We start from the raw sequence: 14,286 nt of genomic DNA, 5'->3' as shown, positions 1-14,286 counted from the left end.
TAGTTATAGTTATACCCACTAATATAAAAAAGAAGCTCTGCAAAGTCAATTGATAATTCTGAAATTTAAATTTAATAAAAGACTCCTATATTAGGAGTCCACTATCTCAATATTTCATTCGCTTCTTTTTCATAAATTTTATCAAACGAAGTCATAACGCGTTGTGATGCTGAAATCATTCTTTGATCCGTCATAAGATCTGCCATCTCTTTCGTCATATCTACATTTGAATTTTCTAGCATATGATTTTTCACTAATCCTGTTCCGTTCGGTAAATCAGCAATGTTTCCTTCTGCTAGTGTAAAGCTTTTGTTTTCTCTTTGCATTAGACGAGAATTCGCTTCTGCATCTACTGTTTTTGTTTGCAGGCGAGCAATATTATTTTGTGTTCCCTCATCATATAATGTACCATCTGGTTGTACAGCTACCTTTGCTCCTTCAGGAATACGAATACGTTCATTATTCTCTCCCATAACATAAGCACCTGAAGATGTTTGCAAGTAACGATCACTATTTATTGTAAAACTACCATCTCTCGTTAAAAACGTTTCATCGTTTTTAGATGTAACGAAAAATGATGTTGTACCGTTTGCACCGTCATCTAAAAAGAAATCTGTAGCACTATTTGTCATTTGTATATTTCCTTGTACTAAATTCACATGCGTTGCGGCTGGTACTACAGCGTAATCGACCGAACCGATATTTGTTACAGCACCATCTCCTCGGCGATATGTATCTTGTACATCAAATACTTTAGAAGTCATATTTTCTGCTTTAAATCCTGTCGTTTGAGCATTTGCAACGTTATTTGAATGAACATTAATGCGCTGCATATAATTCATCATACCCATAGAACCTATATAAAGACCGTTCATACTCGTTTGAATAAGGCAATCGCCTTATCCTTCACCTCTTTTCTATGATGTTTGTAACATTTGTTTCGCTAAATGTTCCGCTGTAGCGATATGTATGTTTTTCTTCACGTCTTGTCCGTCTGTCATTAATACAATGGGAGCTGATGATACTGCTGGAATTTTCAACAATTCACCACTACTTGCTGTTTCATCAAATTTCGTAAATACGATACCATCAATATGAATATCTTTAAAATTCGTAATGATTTCAATCATATCTTTACTTTTCATCGAAGCTGATAACGTTAAACAAATATAATCTGGCTCTACTTGTCCCATCGTTTCAATCATTTCTTCCACTGTTTCTGACGCACGATAATTTTTTCCAGCTGTATCAATTAAAATATAATCGACGCGCGCTTCTTCTTTAAAGTACGTAAGCGCTCTTGTCATTGCAGCTTCATCACGCACAGCGATTACTTCAAATCCAATTGTCTTTACGTAATCTTGCAGTTGCTGAACTGTCCCAATACGAGAATGGTCTGTTGTAATAAAACCGACCGTTTTGTTCTTACCGTGAAACTGCCACGCCATTTTCGCAAGTGTCGTCGTTTTTCCAACACCAGTTGGACCAATTAATGCAATTGTTTGTACTTCTTTTTCAAATACATTTTCCGTATTGAAATGAGAGCTCATATCTTCCAATATATATTTGATTACTTCTTCTTCTGTAATCATCGTTGCATTCTCAAACTTCACTTTTAACTTTTCAGCATATGCATGAATGAAGTATTGTTCTACATCGTTTTGTTCTAGCATGCGAATTACTTTTTGAATAATAAATGGTACAGATTCTTGCTTTTCTTTTTTTACAACTACTTCTTCTTTCTTGACAGGAACGACTTTCTTCACGGTTTTTTGCTTTTTCGTTACTTTCGTTTCTTCCGTCTGTTTCACAACGACGATACCTTTTTCAAACAGCTTTAATAGTTTCTCTTTCTTTCTTGCCCATTCTTCACTATTTCCTGTTTGCATTGCCGCGTACGACATAGGAGTCGTCACGTTTTCTAAATTGTGCAGTACCGATTGAATTCCGTTCGCCTTCACAATTTGTTCTGAAGGGTCATTTACAACATCCATTAATTGTTCATGAAATTCAGCTGTACCTTCGTTCACTTCTTCCTGTTTATCCTCTGGAAAAGCAACTAACATTTCATAATTCTTTTTCCAAAAAAACGGGATATTGCGTTTTACACTTTCATCGACAACGTAATAATAATCTGTACCATATTGGTCAAATAACTTTCGATACAATTCATTTTTCGAAGCTGCTTTTATTCGCATTAACGCTTCTTTCTTTTCTGTACTTTCCATTACTTCACCCCCTACTATTCAATATAGGCAATTTGATCTACAACAATTTCTGGTGCTAATTCGCTAATACAAAGTACTTGCGCTTCTACTTGGTAGCGCTCAAGAAGTCTTACAATCGCAAATCTGAAATCTTTTCTACGCGTTAATAATACTGGTTCTCTTCCCATTAACCTCGCTTGTTTCAATACGCGTTGTACTTGCTCAACGACTCGCGTTTCTAAATCTAAATCCCAGTTTAATAAATAACCTTGATAAGAATTGTTCACAACGTCTGCGTCTAACTCAATTGTATCTGAGAAGAGCGCCGCATATATTTTACCGTCAGGATTTTTCGCATTTTCACAAATAACTTTTGAAATACATTCACGGACGAATGACGTTACACCGTCAACATGATTTTGATAAATTTCTTTTCCGTCAATAATACCTTCAATAATGGTTGGTAAATCACGAATAGAAATACCTTCTTTTAGTAGTTGTTTAATAACATTTTGAACGAGTGATAAGTCAATTTCTTTCTTCTTAATCTCTTCTAATAAAACGCCGTTATCATTTTCAAGCGAATTAATTAAGTCTTTTACATGTTGACGCTGAATTAACTCATGCAGGTTACGTCTAACGACAACATCTAAATGTGTAATTAATATGCTAAGTGGCTCTAATACTTGATAGCCTTTCATTTGTGCATCTTGTACCATATGTTCTAAAATCCAATATCCATCCTCGCCGAAAATTGGATCTTTCGCTGGTTCTGCATCTAAATCGGCCATTACGTTCGGTGTTTTCAGTGCTAATAAGTAACCTGATTTTAAAACACCTTCAGCTGCCTTCGCACCTTTAATACGAATAATGTAACGTCCACGTGGTCTAAAACTCGTATTATCTTTAAAGTTAATTCCAGGAACGTTAATACCAAGGTCGGTAATAATTGATTTCCTCATAAGAACAACTTTATCACGAGCTGTTTCCCCGTTAATTTTCTGCTTTACAAGTGCTGCTAAATCTAAGCCGAGTTCTACAATAATTGGATATTTATCTGTAAATACGCCAAATGAATCTTCCACTTGTTGCAGTTGCTCATCTTCGCCTTGAATCATTTCTAATTCTTTTTGAAGCTCATCTTCTTTTTCTTTCTTCATTCGGTTTTTATTTCGAATTCCTAAGAAGATAATTGTTCCACCAACGAGTGCGAATGGTAGAAATGGTAGCGGAGTAAAAATACCCATTGCGATAAATAAACCGCCAAGCGCATATACAACGACTTCATGCGCTAATAACTCTTTAAAGATACCTTCCGTTACCGTATCCGGTGAGCCGTCAAATACACGCGTTACGATAATACCAGTTGAAATCGCAAGCATTAACGAACCAATTTGGTTTACAATTCCGTCACCGACAGTTAGCTGTGTATAATGAAGAGCTGCTTCACCAAAGCTCATTCCTTGCTGCATCATGCCGACAATTAAACCGAAAATAATGTTTACGAATAAAATGACGATCCCAAAAATAACGTCCCCTTTAATGAACTTTCCGGCACCATCCATCGCTCCGTAAAACTCTGTTTCCATATTTAATTTTTTTCGTTTTGCTTGTGCATCTTTTTCTGAAATAATACGCTGGTTTAAATCAGCATCGATTGACATTTGTTTCCCTGGTAAAGAATCAAGTGTAAAACGAGCTGCAACTTCAGCTGTACGAGATGCACCGTTTGCAACGATAAACTGGAATATGATTAATACTGTAAAAATAACGATACCAATTAATAAGTTCCCGCCAATTACGAATTGACCGAACTCTTCAATAACATGACCGGCATTTCCGTTTGTCAAAATCGCTCGCGTCGTCGATACGTTAATCGATACGCGGAAAATTCCGATTAATAACAACATCGTCGGAAATGACTTTAATTCATCCCACTCGTTAATACTTGTCGCTCGCATATAAATAAGCACTGACATACTTAGTAGAAAAACGATAATGATATCAAGTATAAATGGTGGAAGTGGAATTAAGAGCGCCACTACGAATGACGCTGCTAAAAAGATAGAAAAATAGGTTCTTGCAGAATCTATCTTAAACAAAGAGATCTCCTCCAAACGCGCTATTATATTTCAAGTTCATTCGTTTGAATTAAATAGCGCATAACTTCAATTACAGCTACGTATAAATCTTCTGGAATCGCCATATCTTCCTCGACTTGATAATATAAAGAACGAGCAAGCGGACGGTTTTCCACCATTGGTATTTCTTGTTCACGGGCAAGCGTTCGTATATATAATGCGAGCTCATCTTCCCCTTTTGCAACGACAATTGGTGCTGCATCAACGTGCTTATTGTACCTAAGTACGACCGAAATATGAGTCGGGTTGTTTACAATAAACGTTGCGCCATCCATCTTCTTCGCAATTGTCCCTTGCAATATGGCGTGCATAAAGTTTTTTCGTTTCCCCTTTACTTGCGGGTCCCCTTCATTATCTTTATGCTCTTGTTTTACTTCTTCTTTTTTCATCTTAATATCTTGTTCGTACTCCCATTTTTGATAAATAAAATCAATAATAGAAAGAACGATTAATATAATTAAAATAGCTAAAAAGATAAATTTAATTTGCCTAATAATTTCAGTAAGTGACGCTGTCCAGTTAAATCCAATCATACTAACGATTGTCTCTAAATTCTTTTTAAAAAGAACGTAAGCAACATAACCGATTAATCCCATATAAAATAGTGATTTCAAAATATCTACTAAACTTTTACGACTAAACAATCTCGTAAAATAGTTTTTTGGGTTAATACGTGACGCTTTCGGCTTAATCACTTTAGAAGAAAATAAGAAACCGACTTGAATCATATAATTGAATAAATGAAAAGCGTATACGAGTATTAATATGGGAGCTGATACTTTTAATAGTAAAATCCCCATTAAATAAAAGTACTCGGTCGAATCTGTATTTTTTCCAATTTGATCAAACAGCACCGATACGGAATTGGCAATCTCAAACCCTAGCCAATCTCCAAAAAAGTAAACGACAACTGCTAATACAAGTATGGAAAATAAATTATTTAAATCTTTACTCCGGGCAATATTCCCTTCTTCACGCGATTTTTTACGCTTCTGCGGGGTGGCCTTTTCTGTTTTATTATCCTTTGCCATGCGCGTCCCCCTACTTCGTTAAGAAAAAGTTAAATAGTTTCGTATATTCCTCAAGCAATACATCCGTCATATTTTTAAACACATAACCGAGCATCGGTACACTCATCGCAATAAACAAAATGCCACACGTAATTTTAATAACATACGCATTCATAAAAACGTTTAATTGCGGAGCGTTTTTTGCGATTAAAATTAAAACAAAGTTAATGATGAATAAACTTCCCATGAGCGGAAGAGCAATTTCAACCGCTGATGTAATCGCAAATAATAACGTTGCGAGTAGACTATCTAAAAAACTAGTCGTCAGCAATTTTGAAATCGCCTCTGTATATTGAAACGACTTTAAAATCGTGGCAACGAAATAATTAATGCCGCCAAGTGAAATAAAAATAATAAGAAAAAATATATCAAAAATGGTTGATAGTAAAGTAGACTGTGAGCCTGCATTTACATCAAACAAACTTGCTTGTGATAAACCGATATCAAAGTCTAAAATATGCCCGGCCATTTTTGGAATGTTCCACAGCATTTCTACAATTTTTGAAAGTGATAATCCAATTACAATTTGCGTACCAGCATAAGCTGCTACGTCCCAAGTTGTCTTTATGTGAGAGACATCCACTTGATCGGCAACAGTAATGGAAAGAGCAAGTCCAAATGTAACCTTCGCCATAGCTGGAATGGATCGACCTGAGAAAAACGGTAAAAAATATAAAAATGAAGTAATGCGGCAAAACGCAAAAAACGTCGCCGCCCATAATTCCATATTCATTTCAGTTCCCCTATCTTAGTACGAACGCAATAGCGATGGAATTTTATCAAATAAATCTAAAATAAGCGTCGTTAACTCTTGAAACATCCACGGACCTAAAATGATAATAACGAGTACAATACTCGCCATTTTCGGTAAAAACGTCAGCGTTTGTTCTTGAATTTGCATCATCGCCATAATGACAGCGATGATAATAACGACAATCATACTAACACCGGCAACCGGCATTAAAATCATAACCCCTTTATAAAAAAAGGTTTGAAAAATATCTATAATTGGTGACGTATTCATTTATATGACTCCTATCACATAGCATCAAACGCTTCAGGCGACCGTTTTAAACATAATGTCGACGATTTTTGTATATCCACCTAAATATACGAAAACGAGTATTTTAAATGGTAAACTTAAAATCATCGGCGGTACCATCATCATCCCGAGGTACATTAACAGTGTACTAATAATCAAATCTATAAATACAAACGCTAAATAAATGAACATCCCCGTTAATAATCCCTTTTGGATTTGCGTTAACGTAAAGGATGGGACGAGCGTAAATAGTGAAAGATCTTTTAAATCTTTCGGCAACTCTTCTCCGCGTACTTTCAGCATCATTTTTAAATCATGCTTATACGTATGCTTTGACATATACTCTTTCATAATCGGCGCTGTCGTTTCCGCAGCTTGGCTTACCGTTATTTTCTCTTTTGTCATCGGATCCCACACATCGCTCTTTAGCTGCCCAAGAACAGGCTGCATCGTAAAGAGTGATAAAAACAAGGCAAGTCCAACGAGCACTTGGTTCGGCGGTAAATTCATTACCCCGAGTCCTTGACGTGTAATCCCAAGAACGATCATAAAATAAGTAAAATGTGTAAATAATAGAACGATAGATGAAGATAATGATAAAAGGGTAACGAGCGCAAATAACTGTACACTTGAGTTACTCGTAAACTCTTTTCCATTTTCGAAATTAATAAAACCGTTTTGGGCTGCATACGCTGGATTTACAAAAATAATTGAAAAAACGATAGAAAATACGAAAATAACGGCTAATAACGATAACTGTTTCTTTATTCTCATGATGGATCCTCTACTTTTTTCGTTTCACTCTTCACCGCGTCTTCTAGCGCTTGTTGAAACTGATTTCCTGTTCCTGTTAATTGCACAGATTGAACACCGTTATTACTAATAACAGTGAACACTTGCTTACCATCCACTTCAAATAAAAAGGCGCTCGTTTGATGATTTAAATAAACACCGTCCTTCACTTGAATATGGCCATTTTCACCTTGTTTAAAAAACTGCTGCTTGCGCGTCTTTTTCGTCATATAATATGCACCGTAGCCGAGCGCACCAAACAGTAAAACGACTTGAAATAAGGTCGTCATATACGACATATGACTCCTCCTCTACTCTTTATCTTGCATTTGACTTTGCGCTTTCATAAGCGCAGCTTGCTTCTTGTCAGCTTCAATTTCAGAAATGATAATACCGAACTTCTCGTCCATTACGATCGCTTCCCCAATGCCGACTTTCATATTACTTAAATATACATCTACTTTATGTCCTAAGTTTTTCTCTACCTCCAGAACATCGCCCACTTTTAACTGTTTCACATCACCGAGCGTAATAGATGTTTTCCCAAGCTTTACACCAAGTTCAATCGAAATATCTGAAACAGTATCAATATGTGCTTTACTTGCTTCATTTCGCTTTCCTGCAAATTCTTCTAACCCCATTAATGACACAGGAGATACTTCATGCTTCATATGGATCCTCCTACTCTACAAAACTTTTAAATAGGAGCGCCTTACGCGTTCCGTCTTTTCCAATAAAACAATTAAATTTATGTTTTCCATCTACAAAACCAAGCAACTCATCCGAAACTTTCGTATGAAGCGGAATAATATCGCCTTCTTCAATTTGTTCAATCTCGCCCATCGTCATCTTCTGCTCACCAATCGCAACATGAACTGGTTTATACACTTGATTTACTTTCACTTCTACTTCAGACGTATACTTTTTACGCTTATCCGAAGAATGTTCGACAATATTTTCAGACGTTAACTTATCCATAATTTCTTCAACAGATAAGAACGGAATCCCAATACGAACTGTCGTATTCCAAAAATCCGTTTTCATATTTACGTTCAGTAATGAAATAATATCACTCGCTGTCGTAATCTTAAGTGCATTCGGATCTGTCTCTGTCGTTACAAATGTCGGTTTAATCGCCACAACGCTTTCAAATGATTGCTCTAAATTTTTGCATAGAAGCGCAAAAATATTATCAAGCGTTAAAAACTCGAATGCCGTCAGTGGTCTACGCATCGTAAAATTACGCTTACTATCCCCGCCAAGCCAGCACTCATGAATGTAAATAACAAATGCTAAATCAATTTCAATAACAATTTCTCCAAGCTCTGGAAGTCCGAGATCAATGACGCAATATAAATAGTAATCTTTCGGCATTTTCTCCACATACTCACTCGTAAATGGAACTTGCTCCACTGTCGAAGGCTCTAAGTCAATCGGAATACGCATACGCGCAGATAACGTCTGTGACGTCTGTTTACCAAACGTAGAAGCAATCGCTTGCAAGCTACGTAAATGTTCAACACCGAACTTCTCTGGTCTATTAAAATCATACTCTTGAAATTTATCTTGCTTCCCTGCTTCTTGTGCGAAAGCTGGCATTTCCTCGCCTTCATTTACCGCCTTCAGCAGGGCATCAATTTGCTCTTGGCTTAATTTATCGCCACTCATGAAAATCCCCTTCCCTACCTTTTCAATTCAACGATTTCAACGTACATTTTTCCATTCTTCGTCAAAATCTTTCCGGTTCCAATCTCTTCATTCTCAAGCATAAGACGCACCGTATTTTTCGTTGAATTTTCAAGACGATACAATGTACCTTTCGTAATATGAAGCAGATCTTCAATTTTCTTTTTCGTATTTCCGATTTCAAAATAAATTGTTAACGGAATATCATCTTGTAATTTCAAATCTAGCCAACTCCCATATCATGTTCACGAAAATTTCATGTTCTCTCTATATAATGAAATCTCTTATTTTGAAACGTCGATATTTAATATTTTTTTAATATATCCTTGCGTTTCTTTAAATGGAGGTACGCCTCCGTACTTTCTCACATTACCAGGGCCAGCATTATAAGAAGCGAGCGCCAATACTAAGTCACCGTTATTTTTCTTTAAATAACCGCTTAACTCTTTCACGCCGCCTTCAATACTTTCAGCTGGTGAAAATGGATTTTTTATACCCATCTCTTTTACATTCGCCGGCATAAGCTGCATAAGGCCCATCGCCCCTGCATGCGACACCGTTTTCGGATTAAAATCAGACTCTACTTCAATCATTTTTTGAATTAACGTTTTCGGAATTCCGTATGTACGACTTACTCTATCTATAATATCCTCATACTTCCCTTCATTTGAAGAACGTATTTTTTGAATATTATACTTCTTCGTTAATCCCCACGTATCAACAGCCTCATTTTTCGTTTCCGGGAAACGTCGTTCAAACTCTTTTTGCGCAACTTGCACTTCATCGACTTTCTTCGTTTCAGACTTTTCTTCCGGCTTACTCGCTTCCTCTACTTTACTAGAATCACCTTTATTAACGAGCGTTTCTATTTTCGTAGATTGTACCGGCTGACTCATATCCTCTACTTTTGCCGGCTGCGTAGTAGCCTTCGTTTCCTTCATAGGCTCGCTTTGCAACTTCTCTTGAAACCTACTACTAACGAATGCCTGCGGACTACTTAACTTTTGCTGAAACTGTCCTTTTTTATATGCAAGTACTTCTTTTACTATATTTCCAACTACCATAATATCACCTTTTCGGTAAACAAAGATAATCTAATATTAGAGTTTTTTCGTAAAGTTTGCAATAATCCTTTGCAATTATATTGTAATAAAAAAACGACTAAATTGTTAAACTGTTATTTTTTTATATTTATTAATTCAAATTTTCAGTTGACACTTGATATAGCAAGGCTTAAAATAAATTCGAAATCGATTTTTTCGCATATTACCGTTTTTCAATTTGCAGAAAAGTCAATATAAAAAAATGGGGGTTCTTTTACATGAGAATTAATACAAACATTAATAGCATGCGTACGCAAGAATACATGCGCCAAAACCAAGCTAAAATGAGCAACGCTATGGACCGTTTATCAAGCGGTAAACGTATCAACAACGCTTCTGACGATGCAGCAGGTCTTGCAATTGCAACTCGTATGCGTGCACGTGAAAGCGGATTAGGTGTTGCATCTAACAACACACAAGACGGTATGTCATTAATCCGTACAGCTGACTCAGCTTTAAACTCTGTATCTAACATTTTACTTCGTATGCGTGACCTTGCAAACCAATCTGCGAACGGGACAAATACAAATGAAAACAAAGCAGCAATGCAAAAAGAATTTGGCGAGCTAAAAGAACAAATTAAGTATATTGCTGAAAACACACAATTTAATGACCAACACTTACTAAACGCTGATAAAGGGATTACAAAAGAAATCGCTATCCAAACTCTTGATTCTGACAGTGATAGTAAACAAATTAAAATCAAATTACAAGGTTCATCTTTAGAAGCTTTAGATATTAAAGATTTACAAATCGGCAATACAGAACTTGCTCAAAAAGACCTTGATTTGTTAAATGCTACTATGGATAGACTTGATGCTACAGTTCCGGGAACTCGTGATGTAGATGTGCAAGCAGCTAAAGATGCATTTGATAAAGTCAAAGGCTTCTATACTAATTCTGACAGTGTTAAAGCTATCGAAAGAGCTTTCGAAGATTATGCAACAGCATCAACTGCTGGAACAGCTAAAGCTGATGCAGCTACAGCAATCAAAGCTGCATTTGATTTAGCAGCAAATAAAGTAGGTAAACCAGCAACAGGTGGCGCTCAAGGATCCGCTAATTCTCTAGGTGCTATTACAAAAATCGATGCAGCTCTTAAAACAGTTGCTGACAACCGTGCGACTTTAGGTGCTACATTAAATCGCCTTGACTTTAACGTAAATAATCTGAAGAGCCAAGCATCAAGCATGGCAGCAGCAGCTTCTCAAGTAGAAGATGCTGACATGGCAAAAGAAATGTCTGAAATGACTAAGTTCAAAATCTTGAACGAAGCTGGAATCAGCATGCTTTCTCAAGCAAACCAAACTCCACAAATGGTTTCTAAATTATTACAATAAGCCATTTGAGTTAGTTTCTTAAATAAACCTCTCTGCTTGCGGAGAGGTTTATTTTTTGTAAAACCTTCCTTTTTTTGATGGGAGAGAGCATCCGCGTGGCGTAGAAGCGGTCAGTGCCTATCTTTATCCCCTCTCATGTTAAAACACAACTAGAAGATAAGCATAAGTCTCTTTTTCTGTTCATAGCTGTTTATTAGATTAAGAGATACCGACTATATCAATCTATAAGGAGTGTCTATTATGCGTATTGGTACGAATGTTTTGAGTTTGAATGCTAGGCAGTCGTTGTATGAGAATGAGAAGCGTATGAATGTTGCAATGGAGCATTTGGCGACTGGTAAGAAGTTAAATAACGCTTCTGATAATCCAGCTAATATTGCGATTGTGACTCGTATGCATGCGAGGGCGAGTAGTATGCGCGTGGCGATTCGAAATAATGAGGATGCGATATCGATGCTTCGTACAGCGGAAGCTGCACTTCAAACTGTGACGAATGTTTTACAGCGTATGCGTGATTTAGCTGTTCAGTCTGCGAACGATACAAATTCAAATAAAAACCGTGATTCACTAAATAAAGAGTTTCAATCTTTAACAGAACAAATTGGCTATATTGATGAGACGACTGATTTTAATGATTTATCCGTTTTCGACGGTCAAAACCGGACTGTTACGTTAGATGATATTGGTCATACAGTAAATGTAACGAAACATATTCCCCCTTCCCCTACACAACATGACATCAACATTTCAACAGAACAAGAAGCAAGAGCGGCGATTCGTAAAATTGAAGAAGCTTTACAAAATGTATCACTTCACCGTGCTGACCTCGGGGCTATGATCAACCGACTGCAGTTTAATATCGAAAATTTAAATAGTCAAAGTACAGCGTTAACAGATGCTGCTTCTCGAATTGAGGATGCGGATATGGCGCAGGAGATGAGTGATTTTTTAAAGTTTAAATTGTTAACCGAAGTTGCACTTAGTATGGTTTCACAAGCAAATCAAATTCCGCAAATGGTTTCTAAATTACTGCAATCATAATTGTCATTCCACTCTTTGAAACGATTCCATACAAAAGCAAAAGGGAAATACATATAAACTATGTGCTTCCCTTTTATTTTGTACCCAATACTTTTATGGCGCTACCGTCATAACTTGTCCTCTACGGTCGATCCTTATTTTCATTTTTCCGTCTTGTGCGTTATATAGTCCTAATTTATTTAATTCTGTTTTACAATCTTGTACGAAAGTTGGTAATTTACGAATTTGATCGACGTCAGAACTTTTAATGAAATAAACTAACTGTTGCGTCATATCTTTCACATCTTGCACGAGTTCTTCTTTTTCTCGTTTTAACCTTTCGTTTTCCAATTGTAGCGCACGCAATTCACTTTCTAGACTACTTCTATTAGACTCTTCTTTAAAATGCCCTGCAGCCATGTTAGAAAGCTTATAAATACCCTCCATAAACTGGCGTAATTCATCTTCTTTTCTTTCACTATGTTGACTAATTGTTTCAAAGTTATCAACGATACCAGATATAACTGTTACGAGGCTTTTTTCACTCTCTTTATGCTGGATTTCCTCTTTTAATACTTGATTGTTTTCTTTTTTCATTTCAACGATTGTTTCTTTTACAGGTGTATATTTTCGCTTTCGTCCAGGTTTTTGTTTTTCGATATTTTCAAACGGTATTTCACGTTTTTTTAATTTGTAATACGTATTTTGTAATTGACTTTCTGTTTTCGGGAAAAGATTTAGTTCGTTTTTACTAACATACTTTGAAATATTAATAATGTTTAAACCGTGACGTTGGCAAAATTGATACACTTCATACAGTAACTCTAGTTCAGACTTGAGCCATGTGATCGTTGATTTTTCATATGCTCGTATTCCGCCATGTTTTTCTATATCTATTTGAAATAATACCATTCTATTATATAAATCAACTAGTTCTTCATACTTTACTTGGAATTGTTTTTCTATTTTTTTAAATTCCACTTCTAGTTGCATATCGTTCATTTTATTATTTGACATGTTTTGTAAGAGACTTAATACATTAATTGCTGTGTGGTGATACATAATCTGTGCCACTCCCCCTCATCCTTTCACAATTCTCATCAGACTCCCATGTCCATTCAGAAAATAGAAAATTTTACATATCCATATTATAACATTTCGAAATTATCTGTCAAATAATAAACATACAAAAATGTATAGAAAGTATAGAAATAGAAAAAGATTTTTTCATTCATATGCATAATTGCATATGAATCACTTTTAATTATATTATATGGTATTTAGAATGTAATTTCACCGAAAAAATTTGCGTTATCACGAAAAATTACTAAAAAAATCCAAAGATATATTTTTATATTTTTAAATCAAAAATCTTCAAATGAAGATTTTTCATACATACAACCACAAACACTCCAAAAACGCTCCATCTTTCGACCTATACAGAGTATAAAACAATAAAAAGGAACTAACCAATAGTACACACGGTTAGTTCCCTTCTCTCCACTAAAAGAATAGAGTTATAAGTAGAATCTACAAATCTTCAATTAACACCTCACATCACACGGGGCTCTATTAAGCACTGACCGCTCCCATACATAGTTAGTTTCCTATTCCTGGAAAAATGTTCACCAGCTCTTCTAAAAAGCTTTCGGCGATCCACTTCCATTCCCCCTAAAGCCTGCTCGACATCTCTGTTCTGAACATGGCATGGGACTCTATTAGGTACCGACCGCCACCACACATGGCTAGATCCTCTATTCCATCTAAACAGAATAAAATTGTACACCAACTACCACTCTCGATGTCCCACTTCTTCCGTTTAGCTAAAAAACTAGCTCCATATCTCTGGTCTCACATCGCATAGGGCTCTATTAAGCACTGACCG

General features: G+C 36.1%; 15 protein-coding genes. 2 read left to right on the top strand and 13 right to left on the bottom strand.

All coding sequences use genetic code 11. The features are described from left to right. Positions 1–101 precede the first annotated feature (101 nt). From EGX95_RS07200 to EGX95_RS07145, 12 genes are all read right to left on the bottom strand, one after another. A complete protein-coding gene (locus EGX95_RS07200) occupies positions 102–875 on the bottom strand; it encodes a flagellar basal-body rod protein FlgG (protein WP_001013947.1) in 774 nt (257 codons plus the stop codon). Between the two features lie 42 nt (positions 876–917). Next, positions 918–2,228: a flagellar biosynthesis GTPase FlhF gene (gene flhF, locus EGX95_RS07195; protein WP_000446190.1), complete on the bottom strand. Its 1,311-nt coding sequence runs from the start codon at positions 2,226–2,228 to the stop codon at positions 918–920. Between the two features lie 14 nt (positions 2,229–2,242). After that, positions 2,243–4,309: a flagellar biosynthesis protein FlhA gene (gene flhA / locus EGX95_RS07190; RefSeq protein ID WP_000472546.1), complete on the bottom strand. Its 2,067-nt coding sequence runs from the start codon at positions 4,307–4,309 to the stop codon at positions 2,243–2,245. Between the two features lie 23 nt (positions 4,310–4,332). After that, on the bottom strand, positions 4,333–5,379 hold the full coding sequence (flhB, locus tag EGX95_RS07185) for a flagellar type III secretion system protein FlhB (RefSeq protein WP_001030101.1): 1,047 nt from the start codon (positions 5,377–5,379) through the stop codon (positions 4,333–4,335). 10 nt (positions 5,380–5,389) lie between these two features. Then, complete coding sequence (locus EGX95_RS07180) at positions 5,390–6,151, bottom strand: flagellar biosynthetic protein FliR (protein ID WP_001055694.1); 762 nt, start codon at positions 6,149–6,151, stop codon at positions 5,390–5,392. Positions 6,152–6,166: 15 nt separating this feature from the next. Continuing rightward, the gene (locus EGX95_RS07175) at positions 6,167–6,442 is read right to left on the bottom strand and encodes a flagellar biosynthetic protein FliQ (RefSeq protein WP_001098085.1); all 276 of its coding nucleotides are present in this window, start codon (positions 6,440–6,442) and stop codon (positions 6,167–6,169) included. A gap of 33 nt (positions 6,443–6,475) precedes the next feature. Further along, positions 6,476–7,234 (bottom strand): flagellar type III secretion system pore protein FliP, encoded by a 759-nt coding sequence (locus EGX95_RS07170; protein ID WP_001220586.1) that lies wholly within the window; start codon positions 7,232–7,234, stop codon positions 6,476–6,478. After that, positions 7,231–7,551 carry a hypothetical protein gene (locus tag EGX95_RS07165; protein ID WP_000121176.1) on the bottom strand — a complete coding sequence of 107 codons (321 nt, stop codon included), beginning with the start codon at positions 7,549–7,551 and terminating at the stop codon, positions 7,231–7,233. Before EGX95_RS07165 ends, EGX95_RS07170 begins: the two co-directional genes overlap by 4 nt. A 12-nt stretch (positions 7,552–7,563) precedes the next feature. Further along, complete coding sequence (fliN, locus tag EGX95_RS07160; protein ID WP_000680025.1) at positions 7,564–7,923, bottom strand: flagellar motor switch protein FliN; 360 nt, start codon at positions 7,921–7,923, stop codon at positions 7,564–7,566. Between the two features lie 10 nt (positions 7,924–7,933). Continuing rightward, positions 7,934–8,920, bottom strand: a complete 987-nt coding sequence (gene fliM / locus EGX95_RS07155) for a flagellar motor switch protein FliM (RefSeq protein ID WP_000012187.1) — start codon at positions 8,918–8,920, stop codon at positions 7,934–7,936. A 14-nt stretch (positions 8,921–8,934) separates the two neighbouring features. Beyond that, entirely contained in the window at positions 8,935–9,159 is a 225-nt protein-coding gene (locus tag EGX95_RS07150) for a flagellar motor switch protein FliN (protein WP_000775712.1), read from the bottom strand. A gap of 63 nt (positions 9,160–9,222) precedes the next feature. Further along, positions 9,223–10,002 carry a lytic transglycosylase domain-containing protein gene (locus EGX95_RS07145; protein WP_000260229.1) on the bottom strand — a complete coding sequence of 260 codons (780 nt, stop codon included), beginning with the start codon at positions 10,000–10,002 and terminating at the stop codon, positions 9,223–9,225. A gap of 257 nt (positions 10,003–10,259) precedes the next feature. Here EGX95_RS07145 and EGX95_RS07140 point away from each other — a divergent pair, with 257 nt between their 5' ends. Both EGX95_RS07140 and EGX95_RS07135 read left to right on the top strand, forming a co-directional pair. Continuing rightward, positions 10,260–11,381 (top strand): flagellin N-terminal helical domain-containing protein, encoded by a 1,122-nt coding sequence (locus EGX95_RS07140; RefSeq protein WP_001222359.1) that lies wholly within the window; start codon positions 10,260–10,262, stop codon positions 11,379–11,381. A 240-nt stretch (positions 11,382–11,621) separates the two neighbouring features. Then, a complete protein-coding gene (locus EGX95_RS07135) occupies positions 11,622–12,422 on the top strand; it encodes a flagellin N-terminal helical domain-containing protein (RefSeq protein WP_001219682.1) in 801 nt (266 codons plus the stop codon). Between the two features lie 93 nt (positions 12,423–12,515). Here the strand turns inward: EGX95_RS07135 and EGX95_RS07130 are convergent, their stop codons facing one another. After that, positions 12,516–13,463 carry a DNA-binding domain-containing protein gene (locus tag EGX95_RS07130; RefSeq protein ID WP_000274730.1) on the bottom strand — a complete coding sequence of 316 codons (948 nt, stop codon included), beginning with the start codon at positions 13,461–13,463 and terminating at the stop codon, positions 12,516–12,518. Between the last annotated feature and the right edge of the window lie 823 nt (positions 13,464–14,286).

The sequence above is a fragment of the Bacillus sp. FDAARGOS_527 genome (genome assembly GCF_003812125.1).
Classification (GTDB): Bacteria; Bacillota; Bacilli; order Bacillales; family Bacillaceae_G; genus Bacillus_A; species Bacillus_A paranthracis.
Note: the sequence above shows the minus strand (reverse complement) of the source record. Positions and strands in the feature narration are given on the sequence as shown.